At 69.8% G+C, this 20,970-nt stretch carries 19 protein-coding genes; 7 read left to right on the forward strand and 12 right to left on the reverse strand.

The genetic code is table 11. The features are described from left to right. Positions 1-68: 68 nt before the first annotated feature. From ACX80P_RS08795 to ACX80P_RS08815, 5 genes are all read right to left on the reverse strand, one after another. Complete coding sequence (locus ACX80P_RS08795) at positions 69-1,946, reverse strand: DEAD/DEAH box helicase (protein ID WP_459278184.1); 1,878 nt, start codon at positions 1,944-1,946, stop codon at positions 69-71. 379 nt (positions 1,947-2,325) lie between these two features. Continuing rightward, complete coding sequence (locus ACX80P_RS08800; RefSeq protein ID WP_459277695.1) at positions 2,326-2,982, reverse strand: MOSC domain-containing protein; 657 nt, start codon at positions 2,980-2,982, stop codon at positions 2,326-2,328. Between the two features lie 47 nt (positions 2,983-3,029). Beyond that, entirely contained in the window at positions 3,030-3,704 is a 675-nt protein-coding gene (locus tag ACX80P_RS08805; protein WP_459277696.1) for a response regulator, read from the reverse strand. Further along, complete coding sequence (locus ACX80P_RS08810) at positions 3,701-5,263, reverse strand: sensor histidine kinase (protein WP_459277697.1); 1,563 nt, start codon at positions 5,261-5,263, stop codon at positions 3,701-3,703. Before ACX80P_RS08810 ends, ACX80P_RS08805 begins: the two co-directional genes overlap by 4 nt. Then, positions 5,263-6,630 carry a glycosyltransferase 87 family protein gene (locus ACX80P_RS08815; protein ID WP_459277698.1) on the reverse strand — a complete coding sequence of 456 codons (1,368 nt, stop codon included), beginning with the start codon at positions 6,628-6,630 and terminating at the stop codon, positions 5,263-5,265. Before ACX80P_RS08815 ends, ACX80P_RS08810 begins: the two co-directional genes overlap by 1 nt. A 141-nt stretch (positions 6,631-6,771) precedes the next feature. Between ACX80P_RS08815 and ACX80P_RS08820 the strand changes: the two genes are divergently transcribed. The 3 genes from ACX80P_RS08820 to ACX80P_RS08830 all read left to right on the forward strand — a co-directional run bounded on the left by ACX80P_RS08820 (position 6,772) and on the right by ACX80P_RS08830 (position 10,238). Continuing rightward, entirely contained in the window at positions 6,772-7,971 is a 1,200-nt protein-coding gene (locus ACX80P_RS08820; protein ID WP_459277699.1) for an amidohydrolase, read from the forward strand. 7 nt (positions 7,972-7,978) lie between these two features. After that, positions 7,979-8,386: a hypothetical protein gene (locus ACX80P_RS08825; protein WP_459277700.1), complete on the forward strand. Its 408-nt coding sequence runs from the start codon at positions 7,979-7,981 to the stop codon at positions 8,384-8,386. A gap of 295 nt (positions 8,387-8,681) precedes the next feature. Continuing rightward, the gene (locus ACX80P_RS08830; RefSeq protein ID WP_459277701.1) at positions 8,682-10,238 is read left to right on the forward strand and encodes a sulfatase-like hydrolase/transferase; all 1,557 of its coding nucleotides are present in this window, start codon (positions 8,682-8,684) and stop codon (positions 10,236-10,238) included. Positions 10,239-10,309: 71 nt separating this feature from the next. On the opposite strand, the gene ACX80P_RS08835 is transcribed toward ACX80P_RS08830, so the two are convergent. From ACX80P_RS08835 to ACX80P_RS08845, 3 genes are all read right to left on the reverse strand, one after another. Beyond that, positions 10,310-11,473, reverse strand: coding sequence for a cystathionine gamma-synthase (locus ACX80P_RS08835; RefSeq protein WP_459277702.1), 1,164 nt, complete (start codon positions 11,471-11,473; stop codon positions 10,310-10,312). A 21-nt stretch (positions 11,474-11,494) separates the two neighbouring features. Beyond that, positions 11,495-12,871 (reverse strand): cystathionine beta-synthase, encoded by a 1,377-nt coding sequence (locus ACX80P_RS08840; RefSeq protein WP_459277703.1) that lies wholly within the window; start codon positions 12,869-12,871, stop codon positions 11,495-11,497. Between the two features lie 72 nt (positions 12,872-12,943). Then, positions 12,944-14,221, reverse strand: a complete 1,278-nt coding sequence (locus ACX80P_RS08845) for a CapA family protein (protein WP_459277704.1) — start codon at positions 14,219-14,221, stop codon at positions 12,944-12,946. Positions 14,222-14,345: 124 nt separating this feature from the next. Between ACX80P_RS08845 and ACX80P_RS08850 the strand changes: the two genes are divergently transcribed. Together ACX80P_RS08850 and ACX80P_RS08855 are read left to right on the forward strand one after the other, a co-directional pair. Further along, the gene (locus ACX80P_RS08850) at positions 14,346-15,320 is read left to right on the forward strand and encodes a DNA-3-methyladenine glycosylase family protein (protein ID WP_459277705.1); all 975 of its coding nucleotides are present in this window, start codon (positions 14,346-14,348) and stop codon (positions 15,318-15,320) included. Positions 15,321-15,385: 65 nt separating this feature from the next. Continuing rightward, positions 15,386-15,673, forward strand: a complete 288-nt coding sequence (locus ACX80P_RS08855; protein ID WP_459277706.1) for a putative quinol monooxygenase — start codon at positions 15,386-15,388, stop codon at positions 15,671-15,673. Between the two features lie 74 nt (positions 15,674-15,747). Here the strand turns inward: ACX80P_RS08855 and trxA are convergent, their stop codons facing one another. Then, positions 15,748-16,137, reverse strand: coding sequence for a thioredoxin (trxA, locus tag ACX80P_RS08860; protein ID WP_459277707.1), 390 nt, complete (start codon positions 16,135-16,137; stop codon positions 15,748-15,750). An 86-nt stretch (positions 16,138-16,223) separates the two neighbouring features. On the opposite strand from trxA, the gene ACX80P_RS08865 reads away from it, so the two are divergent. Continuing rightward, positions 16,224-16,658: a DUF1810 domain-containing protein gene (locus ACX80P_RS08865; protein WP_459277708.1), complete on the forward strand. Its 435-nt coding sequence runs from the start codon at positions 16,224-16,226 to the stop codon at positions 16,656-16,658. An 18-nt stretch (positions 16,659-16,676) separates the two neighbouring features. On the opposite strand, the gene ACX80P_RS08870 is transcribed toward ACX80P_RS08865, so the two are convergent. Further along, positions 16,677-17,117 (reverse strand): MarR family winged helix-turn-helix transcriptional regulator, encoded by a 441-nt coding sequence (locus tag ACX80P_RS08870; RefSeq protein ID WP_459277709.1) that lies wholly within the window; start codon positions 17,115-17,117, stop codon positions 16,677-16,679. Positions 17,118-17,217: 100 nt separating this feature from the next. On the opposite strand from ACX80P_RS08870, the gene ACX80P_RS08875 reads away from it, so the two are divergent. After that, positions 17,218-17,685, forward strand: coding sequence for a DUF6314 family protein (locus tag ACX80P_RS08875; protein WP_459277710.1), 468 nt, complete (start codon positions 17,218-17,220; stop codon positions 17,683-17,685). On the opposite strand, the gene ACX80P_RS08880 is transcribed toward ACX80P_RS08875, so the two are convergent. Both ACX80P_RS08880 and ACX80P_RS08885 read right to left on the reverse strand, forming a co-directional pair. After that, the gene (locus tag ACX80P_RS08880; RefSeq protein ID WP_459277711.1) at positions 17,669-18,721 is read right to left on the reverse strand and encodes an acyltransferase family protein; all 1,053 of its coding nucleotides are present in this window, start codon (positions 18,719-18,721) and stop codon (positions 17,669-17,671) included. The genes ACX80P_RS08875 and ACX80P_RS08880 overlap by 17 nt on opposite strands. A 55-nt stretch (positions 18,722-18,776) precedes the next feature. Continuing rightward, positions 18,777-20,870 (reverse strand): acyltransferase family protein, encoded by a 2,094-nt coding sequence (locus ACX80P_RS08885; RefSeq protein WP_459278185.1) that lies wholly within the window; start codon positions 20,868-20,870, stop codon positions 18,777-18,779. Positions 20,871-20,970: the final 100 nt, after the last annotated feature.

Below are 20,970 nucleotides of genomic sequence, written 5' to 3' on the forward strand. Positions count from 1 at the left end.
GGGCGGCCCCCGGATTCCGCGCCGGACCCGCGCAGGGCATGGATCCGGCGGGGTGGCTCAGTCGGGTGCTACCACTGCTCGGACTGTGCGCTGGGGCGTCCTGCACCGGCGCCGGCGCCCTTGGCCTGCCGCGGCTTGCGGGTGGTGTCGCCCGAGAAGCGGGTGTCGCCGTCGCGCTTGGGGAAGTCCTTCTTGAAGGGCTTCTTGAACTCGCCCGCACCACGGTTGCCCGCGGGCTTGCGGCCCTTGTCGAGCTCCAGGTGGATCAGCTCGCCGCCGATGCGCGTCTTGGAGAGCGCCCGCAGCTGGTCCTTGGAGAGGTCGGCCGGCAGCTCCACGAGGCTGTGGTCCGCGCGGATGTCGATGCCGCCGATCTGCGAGGAGGACAGGCCGCCCTCGTTCGCGATGGCCCCGACGATCGAGCCGGGCATCACGCGCTGGCGACGGCCCACCGCGATGCGGTAGGTGGCGTTGCCCTCGGTGAGCGTGCGCGTCGGGCCGCGGGACCCGAAGGCATCCTTGCGGCCGTCGGCGCGCTCACGCTGTCCGGCAGGAGCCACGGGGATGTCCTTGACCAGGACGGGCTGGCCGCCCTGCGCCATCACGGCCAGGGCAGCAGCGATCTCGGCCGCCGGCACGTCGTGCTCGCGCTCGTAGTTCGCGATCAGGTCGCGGAACAGCGAGACGTCCTCGGTGGCCAGCGTGGTGGTGATCTTGTCCGCGAACTTGCCGAGGCGCAGCTCGTTGATCTTCTCCGTGGAGGGCAGCTGCATCTGCTCGACCGGCTGGCGCGTGGCCTTCTCGATCGACCGGAGCAGGTACTTCTCGCGGGGGGTGATGAAGAGGATGGCGTCACCCGACCGGCCCGCGCGGCCGGTACGGCCGATGCGGTGCACGTAGGACTCGGTGTCGTGCGGGATGTCGTAGTTGACGACGAGCGAGATGCGCTCCACGTCGAGGCCGCGGGCGGCGACGTCCGTGGCGACGAGGATGTCGATCTTGCCCTCTCGCAGCGCCTCGACGGTGCGCTCACGCTGCTGCTGGGGGATGTCTCCGTTGATGGCTGCAGCCGAGAAGCCCCGTGAACGCAACTTGTCCGCCAGGTCTTCGGTCGCCATCTTGGTGCGGACGAAGGCGATGATGCCGTCGTAGTCCTCCACCTCGAGGATGCGGGTCATCGCGTCCAGCTTGTGCGGGCCCATGACCTGCAGGTAGCGCTGACGCGTGTTGGTGCCCGTCGTCGTCTTGCCCTTGACCGAGATCTCGGCGGGATCGTTCAGGTACTTCTTGGCGATGCGGCGGATGGCCGGGGGCATCGTCGCGGAGAACAGGGCAACCTGCTTCTCCGCCGGCGTCGAGGCGAGGATCTGCTCGACGTCCTCGGCGAAGCCCATGCGCAGCATCTCGTCGGCCTCGTCGAGCACCACGTACTCGAGGTTGGACAGATCGAGGGAACCCTTGGAGATGTGGTCGATCACGCGGCCCGGGGTTCCGACGACGACCTGCGCGCCGCGGCGGAGCCCGGCGAGCTGGGGGCCATAGGGCGATCCGCCGTAGACGGGGAGGACGGTGAAGCCCTCCATGTGCTTGGCGTAGGAGGTGAAGGCCTCCGCCACCTGCAGCGCGAGCTCGCGGGTCGGTGCGAGGACCAGGACCTGCGTGTTCTTGCTGGGTCCGCCGTTGACGTCGGCGAGCTCGGCCATCTTCGACAGCGCGGGGATGGCGAACGCGGCGGTCTTGCCGGTGCCGGTCTGGGCGAGGCCGACGACGTCGCGGCCCTCGAGCAGCGCGGGGATGGTCGCTGCCTGGATGGGTGAGGGCTTCTCGTACCCGACATCGGTCAGGGCGGCCAGCACGCGGCCGTCGAGGTTCAGGTCGGTGAAGCGGATCTCCACGGCGTCGTCGTCCGCCGGTGCGGCGGTGACCGTCGAGGTCCCGTCGGTGATGGTCGTGGAGTCGGTGATCTGCTCGGACAGGTTTTCAGGCACGGGGAATAGTCCTCCAGGTAGGTGCCGGACGGCCCTGGCAGGATGGAGCCCGCAGTGCCGAATGAACGTAGGAATCCGGCACTGTTTCAATCCCGGCGCCGAACTCCAGGCCACACGATGGTCTCTGCTCTCTCAGCAGTGGCGTGTGACGTTTCTTCTAGCCGGCGCTCCCTGATGAATCTGCTCGCGAGTCTGTGCTCCGAGCCCCAACACAACCAATCCGGCCCGTAAAGGCGGAAATAAAGGGAATACCGGTGTGGGGGATGTTCCCAGTCTACGGCACGCGCGCACCGGCCCGCTCCAGGAGGGCGACGGCGCCCGGGTGACGTTGGGCACGTCAGGCCGGGGCGGCGGCCCTCAGGGCCTTCAGCGCAGCCTTGCGCACCTGCGGGGTGAGTGCCGGCGTGCCCTCCGACGCGGCGTCGAGGAGTGCCAGGGCCCGTACCTCGTCGAGGCCCGCATAGACCTGGGCGGCCGTGACCCCGTGCTCCGGCACGCTGCCGACCCTGATCGGATCCCCGGCCTGGATGCTGCCCTTCACGACCACGCTCAGGTAGGTTCCCACGCGGTTGGCCTCGCTGAAGCGCCTCACCCAGGCCTTCTCCCCCAGATAGCGTGCGAAGTTCACGCACGGCGTCCTCGGCATGGTGACCTCCAGGACCACCTGCCCCCCCACGTGCCAGCGCTCCCCGATGACCGCGTTGGACGCATCGATCCCGGCGACACGGAGGTTCTCGCCGAAGAGACCCGGAGGGACGTCGCGCCCCAGCTGCGCCGCCCAGAAGTCGGCGTCCTCCTGCGAGTAGGCGTAGACGGCCTTCGCGGGCCCGCCGTGGTGCTTGCGGCTGGCCTGGAGGTCGCCCGTGAGCCCCAAGGGGTGGACGTCCACGGGCCCGGTGACGGCCCGCTTGTCGATCGCGGTGACGCCGGTGGAGTCCCGCGTGGGCAGCAGCTGGTGCACGCGGCATGCCGCGAGGAGGGTGCCGGAGGTCATGGGCCCCATCCTAGGGGGCGCCCCGGGTGCCTCGGCGGATCCCGGGCTCAGGGCTCGAATCTGTAGCCCATGCCGCTCTCCGTGACGAAGTAGCGGGGCGCGCCCGGGTCCGGCTCGAGCTTCTTGCGGAGCTGCGCCATGTACACGCGGAGATACTGCACGTCCTTCGCGTAGGCCGGCCCCCAGACGTCCAGCAGCAGCTGCTGCTGCGAGACGAGCCGTCCGGGGTGGGCGATCAGCCGGTCGATGATCTTCCACTCGGTGGGTGTCATCCGGATGTCCTGTCCGCCCCTGACCACGCGCCGCGCCCCGGCGTCCAGGACGAAGTCGGGGGTCTCGATGACGGGTGCGTCCGCCGCGATCGCCGACCGGCGCGCCGCCACGCGCAGCCGGGCCAGCAGTTCGTCCAGGCCGAAGGGCTTCGTCACGTAGTCGTCCGCCCCGGCGTCGAGCGCTTCCACCTTCACCTCCGACCCGTGGCGTGCGGACAGCACGATGATGTGGACCTGCGACCACCCGCGGATCCGCCGGATCACGTCCACGCCGTCGATGTCCGGCAGGCCCAGGTCCAGCACGATGACGTCCGGGTGGTGCTCGGCGGCAGCGGCGAGCGCGGTCTCGCCGTCGACCGCCGTCACGCACTGGTAGCCGTAGGCACGCAGGTTGATCTCGAGGGCACGGAGGAGCTGCGGTTCGTCGTCGACCACCAGCACGCGCGTCACAGCTCCGTCGCCCCCGTCGAGATGGGCAGGCGGATCACGAGCGTCAGTCCGCCGCCCGGTGTCTGTTCGGCGTCGAGCACGCCGCCCATCACCTCGGTGAAGCCCTTCGCCACGGCGAGCCCGAGACCGACGCCGGCGCCCGACGGGGCGTCGTCGAGGCGCTGGAAGGGGCGGAACATGGCGGCGACGTCCTCCCGCGACACGCCACGCCCGTGGTCGATGACGCGCAGCTCGCTGGCGGGGAAGCCGTCGATGAGCGCCCTGCCCGTCCCGCCGACGGACGCCACGACCTCGATGGGCGATCCGGGGGCGTACTTCACGGCGTTCTCCACGATGTTCGCCAGGACGCGCTCCAGCAGGCCGGGATCCGCCTCGACCGCGGGGAGGTTCGGTGGCATCGTGACGTGCACGCGGTCCGCGGGGATGTTCGCGAGGGCGGGCCCGACGACGTCGGGCCAGCGGAGCGGGCGCAGCAGCGCGTTCACGGCGTCACCGGTGATGCGTGACATGTCGAGGAGGTTGTTCACGAGCGCCTCGAGCCGGTCGGAACAGTCCTCGATCGTCTCGAGCAGCTCGTCCTCCTCCTCCCGGGAGAAGGTCACCTCGGAGTGGCGGAGGCTGCTGACGGCCAGTTTGATGCCGGCCAGGGGGGTGCGGAGGTCGTGCGACACCGAGCGCAGGATCGCCGTGCGCATGACGTTTCCCTCCACCAGCCGCCTGTTGGCCCGCGTGCTGCGGATGAGTTCCTGCCGTTGGAGCATGGACCGCAACTGGCCGGCGAACGCGGTCAGGAGGCCCCGCTCCCGCGCCGACAGCTGGTGGCCGTAGAGGGCCAGTGAGACGTCGCCGTCCACGGGCTCGACGGCGGTCGCGGCGTCCGGCGTCCAGTCACCGACGTCACCGACGTCACCGACGCGCCCGTCCCGCCCGTCCCGGGCTGCGCCGCGCTGGTCCGGCTCGCGGTCGGGGGCGTCGCGCACCGCCAGTGCCGTCCGTTCCATGCCGTCACCCCCCGCCCGGGCCCCGTCGTGCTGGGCATCCGTCCGGGACGTCCGGCTGAAGAGGGCGACGGCGTCGACGTCGAACTGGGCCTGGACGTGCCGGAGGAAGCCCTGCAGCGTGTCCTCCTCCGCGAGCGCGCCGCGCGCCAGTTCCCCGAGCAACGCCGCCTCCTGCTGGGCGAGCACCGCCTCCCGGGACCGCCGCGCCGACAACCCGACCACGAGGGACACGGTCACCGCGACCGCGATGAAGATCAGCACCGTGGCGAGGTTCTCGGCATCCGAGATCTCGAGGGACCCGAACGGCTCGGTGGACGTGTAGTTCAGGATGATGCTGCTCCACAGTGCGCCCAGGAGGGCCGGCCACAGGCCGCCGATCAGGGCGACGGCGATGACGCAGGAGAGCTGGAAGAGGACGTCCACCGCGAGCAGCGAACCGCCTGCCCTGTACACGGCCACCTCGAGCAGCGGGGGCAGGACCAGCGCGACGGCGCAGGCGGCGGCCACACGCGGGCGCCCGACGGGAGCCGCGAGGGTGCGCCGCGCCGCTGATGCCATCAGCGGGGCGGCGTGCCGGGGAGGGCGGCGGCGGGCGCTGCTCCCGGACCGGCGCCGGGCGCGGGGCGTTCCGGCCCGGCGTACTCGGCCCCGGCGTCGTGGGTGCGCGGTTGGTGGTCGGATGCCTGCAGCGTCCCGCGTGTCCGGCACAGCAGGACCCAGAAGACGGTGATCGCGAGGGCGCAGAACACGCCGGCGCTGGAGGCCATCAGCCACCCCGTGGTGAGCTGGGAATCGAGGTCCTCGGCTCCGAAGAGCAGGCCGATCGTCTTCGGCGAGTAGATGAAGACCACCAGGGTCGCGACGAAGAGGACTGCCGCCGCAGTCCGGTAGGACGCGAGGCCGGGGGGCAGCCCGGCGGCCTGACCGGCGAGGACCGCGAGGACCACGACGATCCAGACCCAGTGGTGCGACCACGAGATGGGCGAGATGAGGAGCATGAGCAGCGAGGTCGCCGCGATGGGCAGGAAACGGTCGCCGTCGCGCTTCGAGGCGCGGAGGACGTACGCGGTCGCGGCGACGAGCAGGAGGGAGATGACCAGCCACGGGACGGTGGAGGGGAAGTCCGGCCCCAGGAAGTGGAGGATGGCCCCGCGGATCGAGAGGTTGTCCACGTACCCCTCGCCGCCGATGCGCCCGGTGTCCCGCAGCATCTGCAGCCAGTAGGTCGTGGACTCACCGGGCAGGAGGAGGAACCCGAGGGCGATGGTGCCGAAGAAGCCGCCCGCCATGGTGAACAGCTGCTTCCATTCGCCGCGGACGAGGAAGTACAGGCCGAAGACCAGGGGCGTCAGCTTGATGCCGGCCGCGATGCCGGTGAGCAGGCCGGTCGGCATGCGGCGGTGCGGCCCGGAGAGGAGGTCGACGGCGATCATGGCGAAGAGCACGATGTTGACCTGCGAGAACGCCATGGTCTCCCGCCACGGCCCGAGCAGGCACACCAGGCCGGTCCCGGCGATCGCAAGCGGCAGGGCGGTCGGGTGCCGGAGGACGGCGCGGGCGGAGCGGAAGCCCCCGAGATACCGGGTGGCGAGCAGCGACGTCGCGGCCGCGATGGCGACGGACAGCGCGACGAAGAGGGCCGCGCCCGTCTCGGCGCTCACCAGCGTCAGCACGGTGAAGGCGAGCGCGGCGAACGGCGGGTAGGTGAAGAGCAGGGAACCCTCGCCCTCGCCGAAGGAGCGCGAGTACAGGGAGCCGTCGCCGTCGACCACGGACTGCCCACCCATGCGGTACACCCGGAAGTCCAGGCCGATGACGTCCGCCCACGCGAACGCCCAGGCGGCCAGGGCTGCGGCGACCCCCACCGCGGCCACCAGGCCGAGCACCCGGGTGCTCACCGACACTGGAGCACTGCGCTGGCTCATGCTGTCCTTCCGAGGGATCGGGTGCTGGAACCGGTCCGGGAGGCCCGACGAACGGCTCATCCAGTGTAGGCACGCCCCGGAGGGCCGCCCGCGTGCCGATAGGGTGGAAATCACCCGGTCCCTGTGAAAGGTCTCCCCCCGATGTCGCACTCCAGCGGAAACACCGCCTCCCTCACCGCCATCACCAACGCGCACGTCGTCCCGATCGACGGCGAGCCCTTCGACGGCACGGTCGTCGTCGAGGGCGGCCGCATCACGGCTCTCGGTGCGTCCGTCCCCGTGCCCGACGGCGCGACCGTCCTCGACGCGGGCGGCAAGTGGCTGCTGCCCGGCTTCGTCGACGCCCACGTGCACCTGGGGACGCATGAGGAGGGCGAGGGCTCCGCGGGCGACGACACCAACGAGATGACCAACCCGAACACCGCGGGCGTCCGTGCGATCGACGCGATCAACCCCTTCGACCCGGGGTTCGACGACGCCCTCGCCGGCGGCGTGACGACCGTGAACGTGAACCCGGGGTCCGGCAACCCGATCGGCGGGCTCGCCGTGGCCCTCCACACGCACGGCCGGTACCTCGAGGAGATGGTGCTGCGCTCCCCCAGCGGCCTGAAGTCGGCGCTCGGCGAGAACCCCAAGCGCGTGTACGGGGGCAAGGACAAGACACCGTCGACGCGGCTCGGGACCGCGCTCGTCATCCGCGAGGCGTTCATGAAGGCCCAGAACTACATGGGCAAGGCCGACGAGAACGCACGCGACCCGCACATGGAGGCGCTCGCCATGGTGCTGCGCCGCGAGATCCCGTGGCGCCAGCACGCCCACCGGGCCGACGACATCGCCACCGCGCTCCGGATCGCCGACGAGTTCGGGTACGACCTCGTCCTGGACCACGGGACCGAGGCGCACCTGCTCGGCGACGTCCTGGCCGAGCGCGGCACCCCCGTGCTGATCGGCCCGCTGTTCACCACGAAGTCCAAGGTGGAGCTGCGCGGCCGGTCGATCGCCAACCCCGGCAAGCTCGCGAGGGCCGGCGTCGAGATCTCGATCATCACCGACCACCCGGTCATCCCGATCAACTTCCTCGTGCACCAGGCGACGCTGGCCGTCAAGGAGGGCCTCGACCGCGAGACGGCCCTGCGCTCCATCACCATCAACCCGGCGAAGGTCCTGGGGCTGGCCGACCGCCTCGGCTCGCTCGCCGTGGGCAAGGACGCCGACCTCGTGCTGTGGAGCGGCGACCCGCTCGACGTCATGCAGCGCGCGCTGCAGGTCTGGATCGGCGGCACCGAGGTCTACTCCTACGACACCGGGACCTTCACCGGCACCGTCGCCCCGCGGGGCTAGGACCCCCGTGGGGAAGCCGCTGCCGCCCCGGCCGTTGACCCTGCGCGCCGCCGTCGTGCTGTGGCTCGTGATCGCGGTCCTGCTCCTCGTCGCCGCCGGCACCTTCATCACGTCGGCGGCGGTACAGGGTCTCGACCGGGCCGGGTTCATCGGGCTCGGCGCGCTCTTCGGGGCGATCGCCGTCCTGCAGCTGCTCCTCCTGCTCCCGCTGCTCCGGGGCAGGAGGAGCGCACGCGAACTGCTGAGCACCCTCGGGATCATCGCGGGCCTGCCGATCGTGGTCCGCGGGACACCGGGACTGTCGCTCGTCGCCGGGGCGATGCTCGTCGCGGTGCTGCTCATGTGGCTGCCGCAGAGCAGCGACTACTTCCAGCTGACGCAGCCGAAGAAGCGCCGGTTCCCGGGCGCCCGGTAGGTCGGGGGATGCGAGGCGGCCGCGCGCCCGTGCACGGGTCTCCGTGCCGAAGTGCGCGGCCTTGTGCGACACGCCGCAGTCCGGCCTCGGCCGGAGGGGAACGCGTGCGCGAAGCCACCCCGCCGGACGGCAGCCCGCGGTCGGAGCACAGGAATCCCCTGAACGGTCCCTCAACCCCGCGTGAACAGATGTTGAACGCGCAGCGTGAGGGTACTAGGATTCTCTGGACCCGAGAACGGGTGCGATGTCAAGGGTGTGCGGCGAAGACGCGGGCATCTGGAACGCGAGGTAGTGCATGTCCGACCCGATCCTTCACGTGGCCCGACGGGTCGGCGTCGTCATGGGCCGCGTCCTGTCCTACGCGCTGCTCTGGGCCGGGCTGGCACTGCTCATCGCCGGCGTCGGCATCCGCTTCCAGTGGGGCGAGATCTCCGTCAACCAGATGCTCCTCAACCTCGTCTCGGTGGAGACCGACGGCGGGGGCGGCTCACTGGTCTGGACGGGCATCGTCACCGTCGGCGTCCTGCCCCTGCTCATCACTGTCGGGATCGCCCTGTGGCGGCACTCCCGGCGCCGCACGCGCCTCCGTGCGGGGGGCGCAGCTCATGCCCGGCTCTCCCCGTGGGTCGGCCGTACCGTCTCCGCGGTCCTGGTGGCCGCAGTGGCTGTCGGCGGCGCCACCGCGTTCAGCAGCGCCGTGGGCATGGGCGACTACATCAAGGCCGCGAACTCCGAGTACGACCTCGGTGACTACCACGTGGACCCGGTCGTCACCGGCGACGGGCAGAAGCGCAACCTGGTGCTGATCTACCTGGAGTCGGGCGAGGCCACCCTCGAGGACGACCGGCTCTTCGAGAAGGACGCCTTCAGCGACTTGAAGGAAGCGACGAAGGCCGCCGACGGCTGGCGGAGTATCGACGACCTCCAGCAGTACCGGGGCGGGGGCTGGACCATGGCCGGTCTGGTCTCGACCCAGTGCGGCATCCCCCTGAAGGGCGGCAGCCCTGCCTCGGACAGCAGCTCCCCCAACGAGCTCGGCGACGGCGCCGACACCTACCTGGGCGGGACCCCCTGCCTCGGCGACGTCCTGGAGGATCACGGCTACACCAGCGTGTTCCTGGGCGGCGCCAATGCGGCCTTCGCGGCGAAGGAGACGTTCCTCCGCGACCACGGCTACTCCGAGGTGAAGGACCTCGCCGACTGGCGCGCCGCCGGCGAAGCAGCCACGAGCTTCCGCAGCGACTGGGGCCTGGGAGACCAGCGCCTTCTGGCCCATGCCAGGGAGGAGGTCGACGCCCTGCACGCGGACGCGGAGCGGACCGGTGAGCCGTTCAACCTGACCGTCCTGACGCTGGACACCCACGAGCCCGTGCACGTCTTCGACTACTGCCCCGTGGACACCCAGAACGAGCTCACCTCGGTGTTCTCCTGCTCCATGACCGAGGTGGCCGGATTCGTGGACCACATGGCGGAGAAGGGCTACCTCGACGACACCGCGGTGGTGATCATGGGCGACCACCTCAAGCACATGAACGCCAACGACGACTTCCACGCGCAGCTGGACGACCACCCGGACCGGACCATCTTCAACCGGATCCGGGTGCCGGGCGACGACGGCGACAACGCACTCCGTCCCCGGGTGGACCAGCTGAACCTCTTCCCGACGATCCTCGAGGCTGCGGGCCTGACCCTGGCGGACCGGCAGGCCGGGCTCGGTGTGTCCGCCTTCGCCCCGACGGTGCCGGACGGTTCGGCGCAGGCCATCGAGCCGGGTTCCTACGTCGAACTGCTGGACTCGCGCTCCGCGGCGTTCTACGAGAAGGCGTGGTGGGCGGACGACGCCGCCCCGTAGCAGGACCGCCTGGACCGCGCACCGGACACACGAAAGGCCCCTCCCGAGGGAGGGGCCTTTCGCGTCAGGTCCTAGCGCAGGACCGAGATGGCCTGCCCGAGGTCGCCGATGAGGTCCTCGAGATCCTCGATGCCGACCGACAGCCGGATGAGGTTCTCGGGCACGGCGAGTTCGGTTCCCTTGACGGAGGCGTGCGTCATGTCGCTCGGGTAGTTCATGAGCGACTCGATGCCGCCGAGGGACTCCGCGAGCGTGAACACGTGCGTGGACTCGGCCACCTTCTTCGCGGCGTCCGCCCCGCCCCTGAAGGTCACGGAGATCATGCCGCCGAAGTCCTTCATCTGGGCCGCGGCGAGGTCGTGACCGGCGTGCTCCGGCAGCCCGGGATAGAACACGCGCTCCACCTCGTCCTGCTCCTGCAGCCAGCGCGCGATCGCCATGGCGTTCGAGGAGTGGCGGTCCATCCGGACGCCGAGGGTCTTGAGGCCGCGCGTGGTCAGCCAGGCCTCCATCGGCGCGGAGACCGCGCCGACGGCGAACTGCACGAAGCCGACCTTCTCGGCGAGTGCGTCGTCGTTGACGACGACGGCCCCGCCGCTGGCATCGGAGTGCCCGCCGATGTACTTGGTGGTCGAATGCACGACGACGTCGGCGCCGAACGTGAGCGGCTGCTGCAGGTAGGGCGAGGCGAACGTGTTGTCGACGACGAGCAGGGCACCGGCCCCGTGCGCGAGCTGCGCCGTCGCGGCGATGTCGGTGATCTTCATCATCGGGTTCGACGGCGTCTCGACCCACACCATCTTCGTGTTGTTCGCGGCGATCGCTGCCTGGACCGCAGCACCGTCAGCCATGTCCACGGCCGTGTTGGTGATGCCCCACTGGGACAGGACGCGGTCGATCAAACGGTAGGTGCCGCCGTAGGCGTCGTTGCCGAGCACGATGTGGTCGCCCGGGCGCAGCGCGGCGCGGATCAGGGCGTCCTCGGCGGCGAGGCCGGAGGAGAAGCTGAAGGCGTGCCTGCCCCCTTCCAGGGCCGCGAGCTGGACCTGCAGCGAGTCCCGCGTGGGGTTGGTGCCGCGGCCGTACTCGTAGCCGTTGCGCAGCTTGCCGATGCCGTCCTGCGCGAACGTGGTGGTCTGGTACAGGGGCGGGATCACCGCTCCGGTGGTCGGGTCGGGGGTCTGGCCCGCGTGGATGGCCCGGGTGTTGAAGCCCTGGGCGTCAGAGTGCGTCACGATGCTCCTGGAGTTCGGGGGTTACTTGCTCATGTATGTCAGCAAGTCGTGCCGCGTAAGAATTCCCACCGGCGACCCGACGAAGGTCACCATCAGCGTGTCGCTGTCCTGGAGCCTCTCGCGGGCCGTCCCGACGGATTCGAGGGACCCGATGAGCGGCAGCTTCGCGTCCATGTGCTGCGCGATGTCGTCCGTCAGCTTCGCCTCGCCGTGGAAGATCTTCGCCGTCAGGGACCGCTCGTCCACGGAGCCGAGGACCTCGCCCATCTTGACGGGCGGCTCCTGCGACAGCACGGGCATGCTGGACACGCCGTACTCGTCCATGATGGCGATGACGTCACGGACCGTCTCGGCGGGGTGCGTGTGCACGAGGTCCGGCATGGCGCCGCTCTTGGCGCGCAGCACCTCCCCGACGCTCGCGCCCTCGCCGCTGTCCATGAAGCCGTAGGACTTCATCCAGTCGTCGTTGAAGATCTTGCCGAGGTAACCGCGGCCGCCGTCGGGCAGGAGGACCACGACGACGTCGTCCTCCGTCAGGTCCTTCGCGACGCGCAGTGCCGCGACGACGGCCATGCCGCACGAGCCGCCCACGAGCAGGCCCTCCTCGCGGGCGAGGCGCCGGGTCATCTCGAAGCTCTCGGCGTCGGTGACGCCGTGGATCTCGTCCGGCACGGACGGATCGTAGGAGTCCGGCCACATGTCCTCGCCGACGCCCTCGACGAAGTAGGGACGGCCCGTGCCGCCGGAGTAGATGGAGCCGTCCGGGTCGGCGCCGATGATGCGGACGGGCCCGCCCTCGCGGTCGGCGGAGACCTCCTTGAGGTACCGGCCGGTGCCGGTGATGGTCCCGCCGGTGCCGACGCCGGTGACGAAGTGCGTCAGTCTGCCGTCGGTGTCGTTCCAGATCTCGGGGCCGGTGGTCTCGTAGTGGCTGAGCGGACCGTTGGGGTTGGAGAACTGGTCGGGCTTGTACGCGCCCGGGATCTCGCGGACGAGGCGGTCGGAGACGCCGTAGTAGGACTGCGGGCTGTCGGGGGCCACCGCGGTGGGAGTGACCACGACCTCCGCGCCGTACGCCTTCAGGACGTTGCGCTTGTCCTCGCCCACCTTGTCGGGGACGACGAACACGCACTTGTAGCCGCGCTGCTGGGCGACGAGCGCAAGACCGACGCCGGTGTTGCCGGAGGTCGGCTCGACGATGGTGCCGCCGGGCTTGATCCTGCCCTCGGCCTCCGCGGCGTCGATGATCTTCGCCGCGATGCGGTCCTTCACCGACCCTCCGGGATTGAGGTATTCGACCTTCGCGAGGACGGTGGCCTTGATGCCGTGGGTGACGGAATTGAGCCTGACCAGCGGGGTGTTGCCGATCAGGTCGACGATGGAATTGGCGTACTTCATGACGACAACGCTACCGGCTGACTCGGCCAACCCTCGCGCGGCTGTTACGCCGCGGGACGCCGCGGGGACGTCCTAACGCCCCGCGCCCTCGGCGGAGAGTTCCCACCGGCGGGCTCCGTCCTCGGCTGCGCCGAGGGATTCGACCACGCTCCGGGTGCGTTCCCGGACGGCTTCCTCGTGCTCGCGGGACGAGCAGGCGCCGACGGGCCGGTCGGTTGCGAGGGAACACCAGCGATAGGGTTCGGCGACGATCAGGGACGGCAGCCAGTCGAGCCCGGAGACCGACCAGCTGCCGCCGTCGTCGCGGCTGAAGCGGGCCCGGACCATGAGCCCCTCGTTGTTGACCTCGTGGACCGGTGACAGCTCGGTCACCCCGTTCCCCAGCCCGTAGACGATCCATGTGCCGTTGTACTTCTCGATGGGCAGGACCGAGTGGGTGTGGTGTCCGTAGATGAGGTCCACCTGGCCGCTGTCGGCGAGCGCGTGCGCGACCTCCGTCTGCTGGGCGTTCGGGACCGAGGCGTATTCGTCGCCGGCGTGCAGTGCCGCGACCACGATGTCGGCTCCCACGGCCCTGGCGGCCCTGGCCTTGGCGATCATCGTCGGCGCGTCGAGCAGGTCCACCCGCCACGGCCGGTCCTGCACGAGCCCGTTCAGGCCATAGGTGGCTTCGATGACCGCCACCTTCGCCTCCGGTCCCTCGAGGATCAGGATCTCCCCCGCGTCCGCAGCGCTGGCGTAGGAACCGGTATGGTCGAGGCCCGCCGCATCCAGGGCCGCCAGCGTCCGCTCGACGCCCTCCGGGCTCCCGTCCAGGGAGTGGTTGCTGGCAGTGGTGCAGGCATCGTAGCCGACGTCCTTCGCTGCGGTGACGATCTGCGGCGGGACGTTGAACTGCGGGTAGCCCGAGAACGGTCCATCCGCATCGGCGACCGGCGTCTCGAGATGGCAGATCCCCAGCGTGGCGTCCGCAAGGTAGGGGCGCTGGCCCTCGAGGAGCGGCTCGAAATCGAGGGGAGGACTGCCCGTCACCGCGGCATCCTCCGCGGCCTGCTCCCACAGCTGGGGATGCACCAACAGGTCCCCCGTCAGGACGATCCTCTCGCAGTCCTCGCAGGCTGCGGGAGGCGACGAGGGCGACGACGATGGCAGGGGCGTCGTCGACGCGCGGTCCGAAGCCGTCGGTTGCGGCGCCCCCGCCACGTTCCCGGATCCGCCCACCGTGCACCCGCCGCACAGCAGGACCACCCACAGGAGGACGACGAGGCGCACCAGGGTGCCCGTCGCGCGGCGCGCGCCGGGCACGCGCGGGGAGGTCATCCTCGCCCGATCCCTCCGCGCCTCAGTCATCCGCTGTTCCTCACGACGATTCCACCGAATGCCGATGCTACTCCCGCAGGATGTGGGCACGACTTGGACGGCCTGACACGGGGTCGGGGCGCCGGACGGTGCGGGTACGTGACACCATGGATGCATGACAATCGCCCCCGCCGTCGTGCCGTCCGGCGCGGAGGCGACGGAGTGGGTGCCGGACGGCCCGTACAACCTGGCGCGGACGATCGGACCCCTGCAGTGCGGTCCGCACGACCCGTCGTTCATCGTGCAGGGCGCCGACCACTGGCTCGCGTTCCGGACCGCCGACGGACCGGTCACGCTGGCCCTGCGCCAGCGCGGGTCCCTGAACGACAGCCGTATCCAGGCCACGGCGTGGGGGCCCGGGGCTGCCCGTGCGCTCGCGTCCGTCCCCAGCCTGCTCGGCGCCGACGACGACTGGAGCGCATTCGACGCCGCCGAGTTCCGCGCCACCCTGCCCCATCTCGCCCGCAAGGGCCGGTACCTGAACCCCGGGCTGCGCCTGCCGTCGTCGGGACGCATGCTCGACACGGTCGCGCGGGCCGTCCTCGAGCAGAGGGTGACCGGCATGGAGGCCAAGCGCGCCTGGCGCTACCTGCTCGTCCGGTACGGGGACGCCGCACCGGGAGCCGGCGACGCCGCGCCGGCCGCTCTCCGCCTCCCCCCGACCGCCGAGCAGTGGCGCCGCGTCCCGTCCTGGGACTGGCACAAGGCCGGCGTCGACGCCCAGCGTTCGTCCACCGTCCTCAAGGTGGCCCTCGTCGCGACCGGACTGGAGCGCCTGGCGTCCCTGCCGGGAGGCGACGCCGTCCGCACAGGGCTCCGGTCCATCTCCGGGATCGGTGTGTGGACGGCTGCCGAGGTGGTGCAGCGGACGCACGGGTGCCCCGATTCCATCTCGGTGGGCGACTTCCACCTGGCCGCCTATGTGGGCGCGGCGCTCACCGGCCGGCGCACGGACGACGCCGGCATGATCGAACTCCTCAGGCCGTGGAAGGGCCAGCGCCAGCGCGTGGTCCGCTCGCTCTACGCCAGCGGGTTCCGCAAACCGACCTTCGGCCCGCGGCTCTCCCCCGAGGACCACCGCCGGCGCTGAGCGCGGAACGGGCGGCCGCCGCGCCACGATGCGGCGGACGGGCGGGCCGCCGCTAGGGTTGGAGGATGACCCAGCCTGTAGATGTCACCGCAGTATTCACCCCGCTCGACGGCGAGTCCTTCCGCGTGAAGCTCGCCCTCGGTATCGCCATCGAACAGGTGGTGGAGGAACCCGGCTGCATCCGCTACGAGATCACGGAGTCCGGAGAGGACCGCATCGTCCTCACGGAGCAGTGGGAGTCCACCGAGCTCCTCGACCAGCACCTGCGCGGTCCCGCGATCCAGGACCTCGGCGAATCACTGAGCGCGCTGCTGGCCCGGCCGCCGGAGGTCGTCCGCTCGGACCGGGCCTGATCCGGTCGTTGCACCGGAGCACGGGAAAGCCCCGCACTCGAAGGAATGCGGGGCTTTCCTGGTTCCGGGGTCGCCTACTCGGCGTCGGCCGCCGGGGTCCCTGCAGCCTGCTGCTGGGCGATCTGCTCGTGCACGGCCTTCATGTCCAGGCCCTTCACGGCGTCGACGAGCTCGCCGAACTGGGTCGCGTTCAGGGCTCCCGGCTGGGAGAAGACGAGCACCTTGTCGCGGAACGCCATCAGCGTGGGGATGGAGGTGATACCGGCGGCGGCGGCGAGCGACTGCTCGGCCTCGGTGTCCACCTTCGCGAAGGTGACGTCCTCGTGCTGCTGCGACACGGCGTCGTACACGGGGGCGAACTGCTTGCACGGGCCGCACCAGTCCGCCCAGAAGTCAACGAACACGATGTCGTTGCCCTCGATGGTTTCGGGGAAGCTTGCCTCGGTGATATTGATTGTCGACATCCTTCAACGCTAGCGACCACGGGCAGCCGTGTCAGGTGTGTTCGCTACCGATGAAGAATCCGCAGTCCCGATCGATGGAGGCACGAGTGACCGACGACCCCTATGACCTGGCCCGCTTCGTGGAGGCGCAGGACGCCCAGGGCACCTATGCGCAGGCCCTGGCCGAGCTGACCCGGGGCCGGAAGGCGAGCCACTGGATGTGGTTCGTCTTCCCGCAGATCGCGGGGCTCGGGAGCAGCCCGACGGCGGTCCGGTACGCCATCGCGTCCCTCGACGAGGCCGAGGCGTACCTGTCGCATCCCGTGCTCGGACCCCGGCTGATGGAGAGCGTCCACGCCCTCCTCGGACTCGACGGCAGCGACCCCGTCGCGGTCTTCGGCGGGATCGATGCCCGCAAGCTGCAGTCCTCGATGACGCTCTTCGACCTGGCCGCGCCGCAGGAGCCCTGGTTCAGGGCTGTGCTGGACCGCTACTACGGCGGGGTCGAGGATCAGGGGACGACGTCGATCCTCCGCGGCTGACGCCGCCGGGCCCTGCTGCTAGAGGGTGTGGTTGATCCTCCGGATGATGGGCAGGGCGGCTGCGAGGGTGGCCCGTTCGTCGTCGTCGAGCCCGCCGAGCAGGGCTGCGACCCGCGCGTTGCGGCGCCGGCTGGCCTCCTCCCAGGCTGCGCGGCCCTGCTCGGTGAGCTGCACCAGGACGGCGCGCGAGTCGGTCGGGTCCGGCTGACGGCTGACGAGGCCCGCCTGTTCGAGCTTGATGATCTGCTCGGTCGCCGACGGGACGCGGATGCCGAGGTTGGCGGCGACCCGGCTCACGCGGAGCGGGGCGTCGGCCGCCATGCCGAGGGTGCTCATCTGCATCGCCGAGATGTCGCTGTCGCTGTCCATGGAGCGGCTCAGGTAGACGGTGTGGCGCAGCGTTGTGCGGAAGGACTGCGCGAGGGCCAGCAGTTGCGGGTCCGGCTGTTCGGGGCTCATAGTTAGGCAGCCTAACATTCATTCGTTGCCAGGACCAAGATGCGCGCCGGCCGGTGCCGCACTAGCGTGTGTCGGAGCAGAGGCCGATCGGAGGGGGACCATGCAGCAGGATGCGCAGTGTCCCGTGTCCCCTGCCGCCGGCCTGACCGGCGTCGACGATCCCGTCGCCTTCCTCGCCGGAGCGTGGACGACACAGCGGACCGTGCTGGACCGCGCCGGCGGCACGACGGGCACCTTCACCGGCACCACGACCTTCACGCCCGACGGCGGGGGCCTGCGCTGGGACGAGGAGGGCACGTTCAGCTGGGCCTCCTACCATGGGCCGGCGTCCCGCTCCTACCGCATCGACCCCGACGACGCCGGGATGGTCATCACGTTCCCGGACGGACGCGTGCTGTGCCGCCTCGACCTGACCCACGGGCATGCGCGCGATGAGCACCCCTGCTCCCCCGACACCTACCGGGTGGACTTCACGGTGCCCTCGGTGGACACCGTGCGCTATGCGTGGGACGTGACCGGGCCCGCGAAGGACCTCCTGCTGACCACCACGCTCACGCGTCGGGACTGAGCGCGGTCTTCGCTCGGGAGCGTCGTCCGCCGGACGCCGCCTCGCCCGGGCGCCGCTTGAGGGCAGGCAGCTCGAACAGCAGGTTCACCGATGCGTGCTTCCTCGTCGAGTACATCCATGCCAGGCCCAGCGGCGCCCCGACGCCGGCCGCGAGCAGGAGCGGCAGCAGCCAGGTCCCGGCGAGCCCGACGGCGTCGGCGAGGGCGAGGATGCCCATGATGGGTCCGAGGTGCACCACGTAGAACACGATCGAGTAGCGCCCGACGAATTCGAGGGCCGCCGTCGCGCGAGTGCCGCCGAGTCGGGGGAACAGCCAGCACACGACCCCGAGCGCCCCCACCACGCCCCACGCGAACTCCCCCCGGTAGAGCACGTCCCTGCCGGCCGCGTTCAGGACGCCCACGGTGAGCGCCGAGGCGGCCGCCAGCACCAGCACCCAGGGCCTGCCGACGGCCCGCTCGACCATCCGCGCGTGCTGCGCGCACCAGGCGCCGAAGAAGAAGAACGCCCCGAGGAACGCCATCGTCCCCGGGCGGCCACCGTCGGGCATCACGACGGAAGCGGCCACGCATGCCCCGGCGACGGCGAGCGGCGGGAGGCGACGCAGGGGGTACGCCACGGCGTAGAAGACGAGGATGAACCACAGGTACCAGAGGTAGGTCGGCGAGAGGTAGGCGATCTCCGCGACGGCACCGGCGCTGAGGCCCCCGGTCGCGGTGAGGATGATCAGCGACCACAGCAGGTAAGGCCACGCCACGAGGGACACCTTGCCGGCGAAGTAGGCGCGGGCCGGCTTGGCCACCGACCGCGGCAGCAGGATCCCGGAGAGGAACATCAGCACGGGCATGCGGAACGGCTCGAGGAAGAGGTTGAGCTGGTCCACTCCCGGCGTCGGACCGACCGCCATCCTGAGAGCCTCACCCGCGTGGAGCAGGACGACGAGGAGGATGGCGGCGCCGCGCAGGCTGTCCAGCCATCCGATCCGGGCCTGGGTGCTGATGGTGATCCTCCGCCGTCGGGTTCCCACTGTAGGCATGTGTACGGGGAGTTCGTCGACCGCCGCGGGAGGGATTGCCCGGCCCGTCGATGTGTTAGATCAGCGCCTCGTGAAAGCGCTTCTCGAACTCAGGCAACGTCGTCTTGGTATAGGTGGTCGTCAAGTGATTGTCGTCCAGGTAGACGTAGACATTACCGATGATCGGGTTGCAGAGACCTTCTGGGCAGATGAGGTCCGTCATGTCCATGATCCGCAGGGCTCCGCCTGCCTCGTCCGTCATGGGCACCGGCGCCGTCTCGGCAAGCTTCTCGCTCAGCGGCACGCTGCACTCCGGCCCTTCCTCCCCGTGCTCTTCGAGGCAGCGCATCATGTTGTAGGGGAACCTCGGATTGTCACGGATACCGACGACGCGGATACCTGCCTCGCCGAGTATCGAACTCGCTGCGGCGAGGCCCTCGACGGCGCGTTCATCGTTGCTTTGCTTGTCCGATTTGGTTGCCATCGTGAAGACGACGTCAGGGTTCATCTTCAGGGCGTAGGCCGTCGCGGCCTCATTGAAGCTATTGCACCCCGCCGAGCGGGACTCACTGGTCGTGCCGTAATTGCAGCCACCGAGCAGCAAGGAAGTCACCTGATAACCGTTGCCCTCGGCCATCAGCTCGATGGGCTCCAACCACTGCTCCGCGTGCGAGTCACCGATGACGAGGATCGTCTTTGTCGGGTCGCCGTCCGGCGCGGCTTTGAAAGAACACCCCTTAACCAGCGCTTCGGAGAATTCAGGAGCATGCGCCCCCTCGCACTTCTCCGGCAGACTTCCCCACTCCTTACCGAGGCTCCCCGGATCTGGAAGAGGAGGCGAGTCGCCCGTGGAACGGTCCCTGAAGCCGGCCATGAGGGAGTAGGCGCCAGGATTCTGGGTATCCGACTGCGCGACGAGCGCCAGGGCCTGTGCCCGCATGACCTGCTGTACACCAGCAACGGAGGTAGCCACGAGTGTGATGCAGACCGTGATCACCGCCAGGCTGCGTCCTCGACTGTTCTCGATCTTCGGCGAGTCGCGTATGGGACGTTCGAGGAAGCGGGTGGTGATGTAGGCGAGCATGACGGAGAGCACGATGATTGCGAGGCCGCCGACCGGTCCGACGGCGTCGCGTCCGCGATAAGCCAGGTAGATGACGAGAACGGGCCAGTGCCAGAGATAAAGGGCGTACGAGAGGTCACCCGTTTTCACCAGGGGACCCCAGGACAGGAACCGGTCCACTGCGATGCGACTCCTCGTCCGCCCGGCGGCAATGATCAGGGCGGCGGAGGCAAGTGGCCAAAGGGCAACGAAGCCGGGGAATTCCCCCTCGACGTCCAGAACATACCCAGCGCTCAGCATGCCGACCAGCCCGATCCATCCCGCCAGAACGGCTGCGCCCCGAGGGAGTCGCAGATATGGCAGCAGCAGGGCCAGCAACGTACCGAGCGCGAACTCCCACAGTCGTGTGCGAGTGTCGAAGTAGGCGTAGCCCTGGTTCGCGCCCGTCTCGTAGATGGAGAAAGCGAGTGAGAAGACGAAGATGCACCCGAAGACGAGGCCTGCCACCAGACGGAATTGGAGGTGCAGTGCTTTCGCAGCAAGATTCGCGGCCAGGAAGAGCAGTGGCCAAAGTACGAAGACCTGACCCTGGATCGACAGCGACCAGAAGTGTTGAAGCGGACTGGCGAAGCTTGTTTCTGCATAGTAGTCAACGGACTGGGCTGCCAGCAGCCAGTTCTGGAAGTAGAACAACGATGCCCAGGACTGCTCGAGCACTGCACCCCACCGGGCTCTTGGCAGTAGGAGGAGGGTCGCCATGATGGTGCCGAGAAGTACCACGGCGACGGCAGGAAGCAGACGCTTGAACAGGTGCACCCAATGCCGGAGCAGATCGAAGGGTGTACCGCTGTCCGCCTTCCGCACGAACGTCGACGTCATGAGGAATGCTGAGATCAACAGGAAGATGTCGACGCCACCTGACACCCGGTCGAACCAGATGTGGTAGGTGACGACCATGAGCACTGCAAGCGCACGAAGTCCCTGGACTTCCGGCCGGAATCGTTCCTTCCGACCGCTCGACGAGGGTGGGTGGTTCGGGGCTTCGAACGGGGCGTGACGACGATGCTCGACCACAGGTGAGCCTGCCCCGATTCCCCCGCCTCGCATGCTGGTTGAATCCAGAACGTCGTCCCTCACTTGTGTCCTCTCATAGCCCTGCAACGGCGTGCATCTCATAGCCCTGCAACGGCGTGCATCGCGCCCTCCT

Source organism: Arthrobacter arabinosi, from assembly GCF_054511115.1.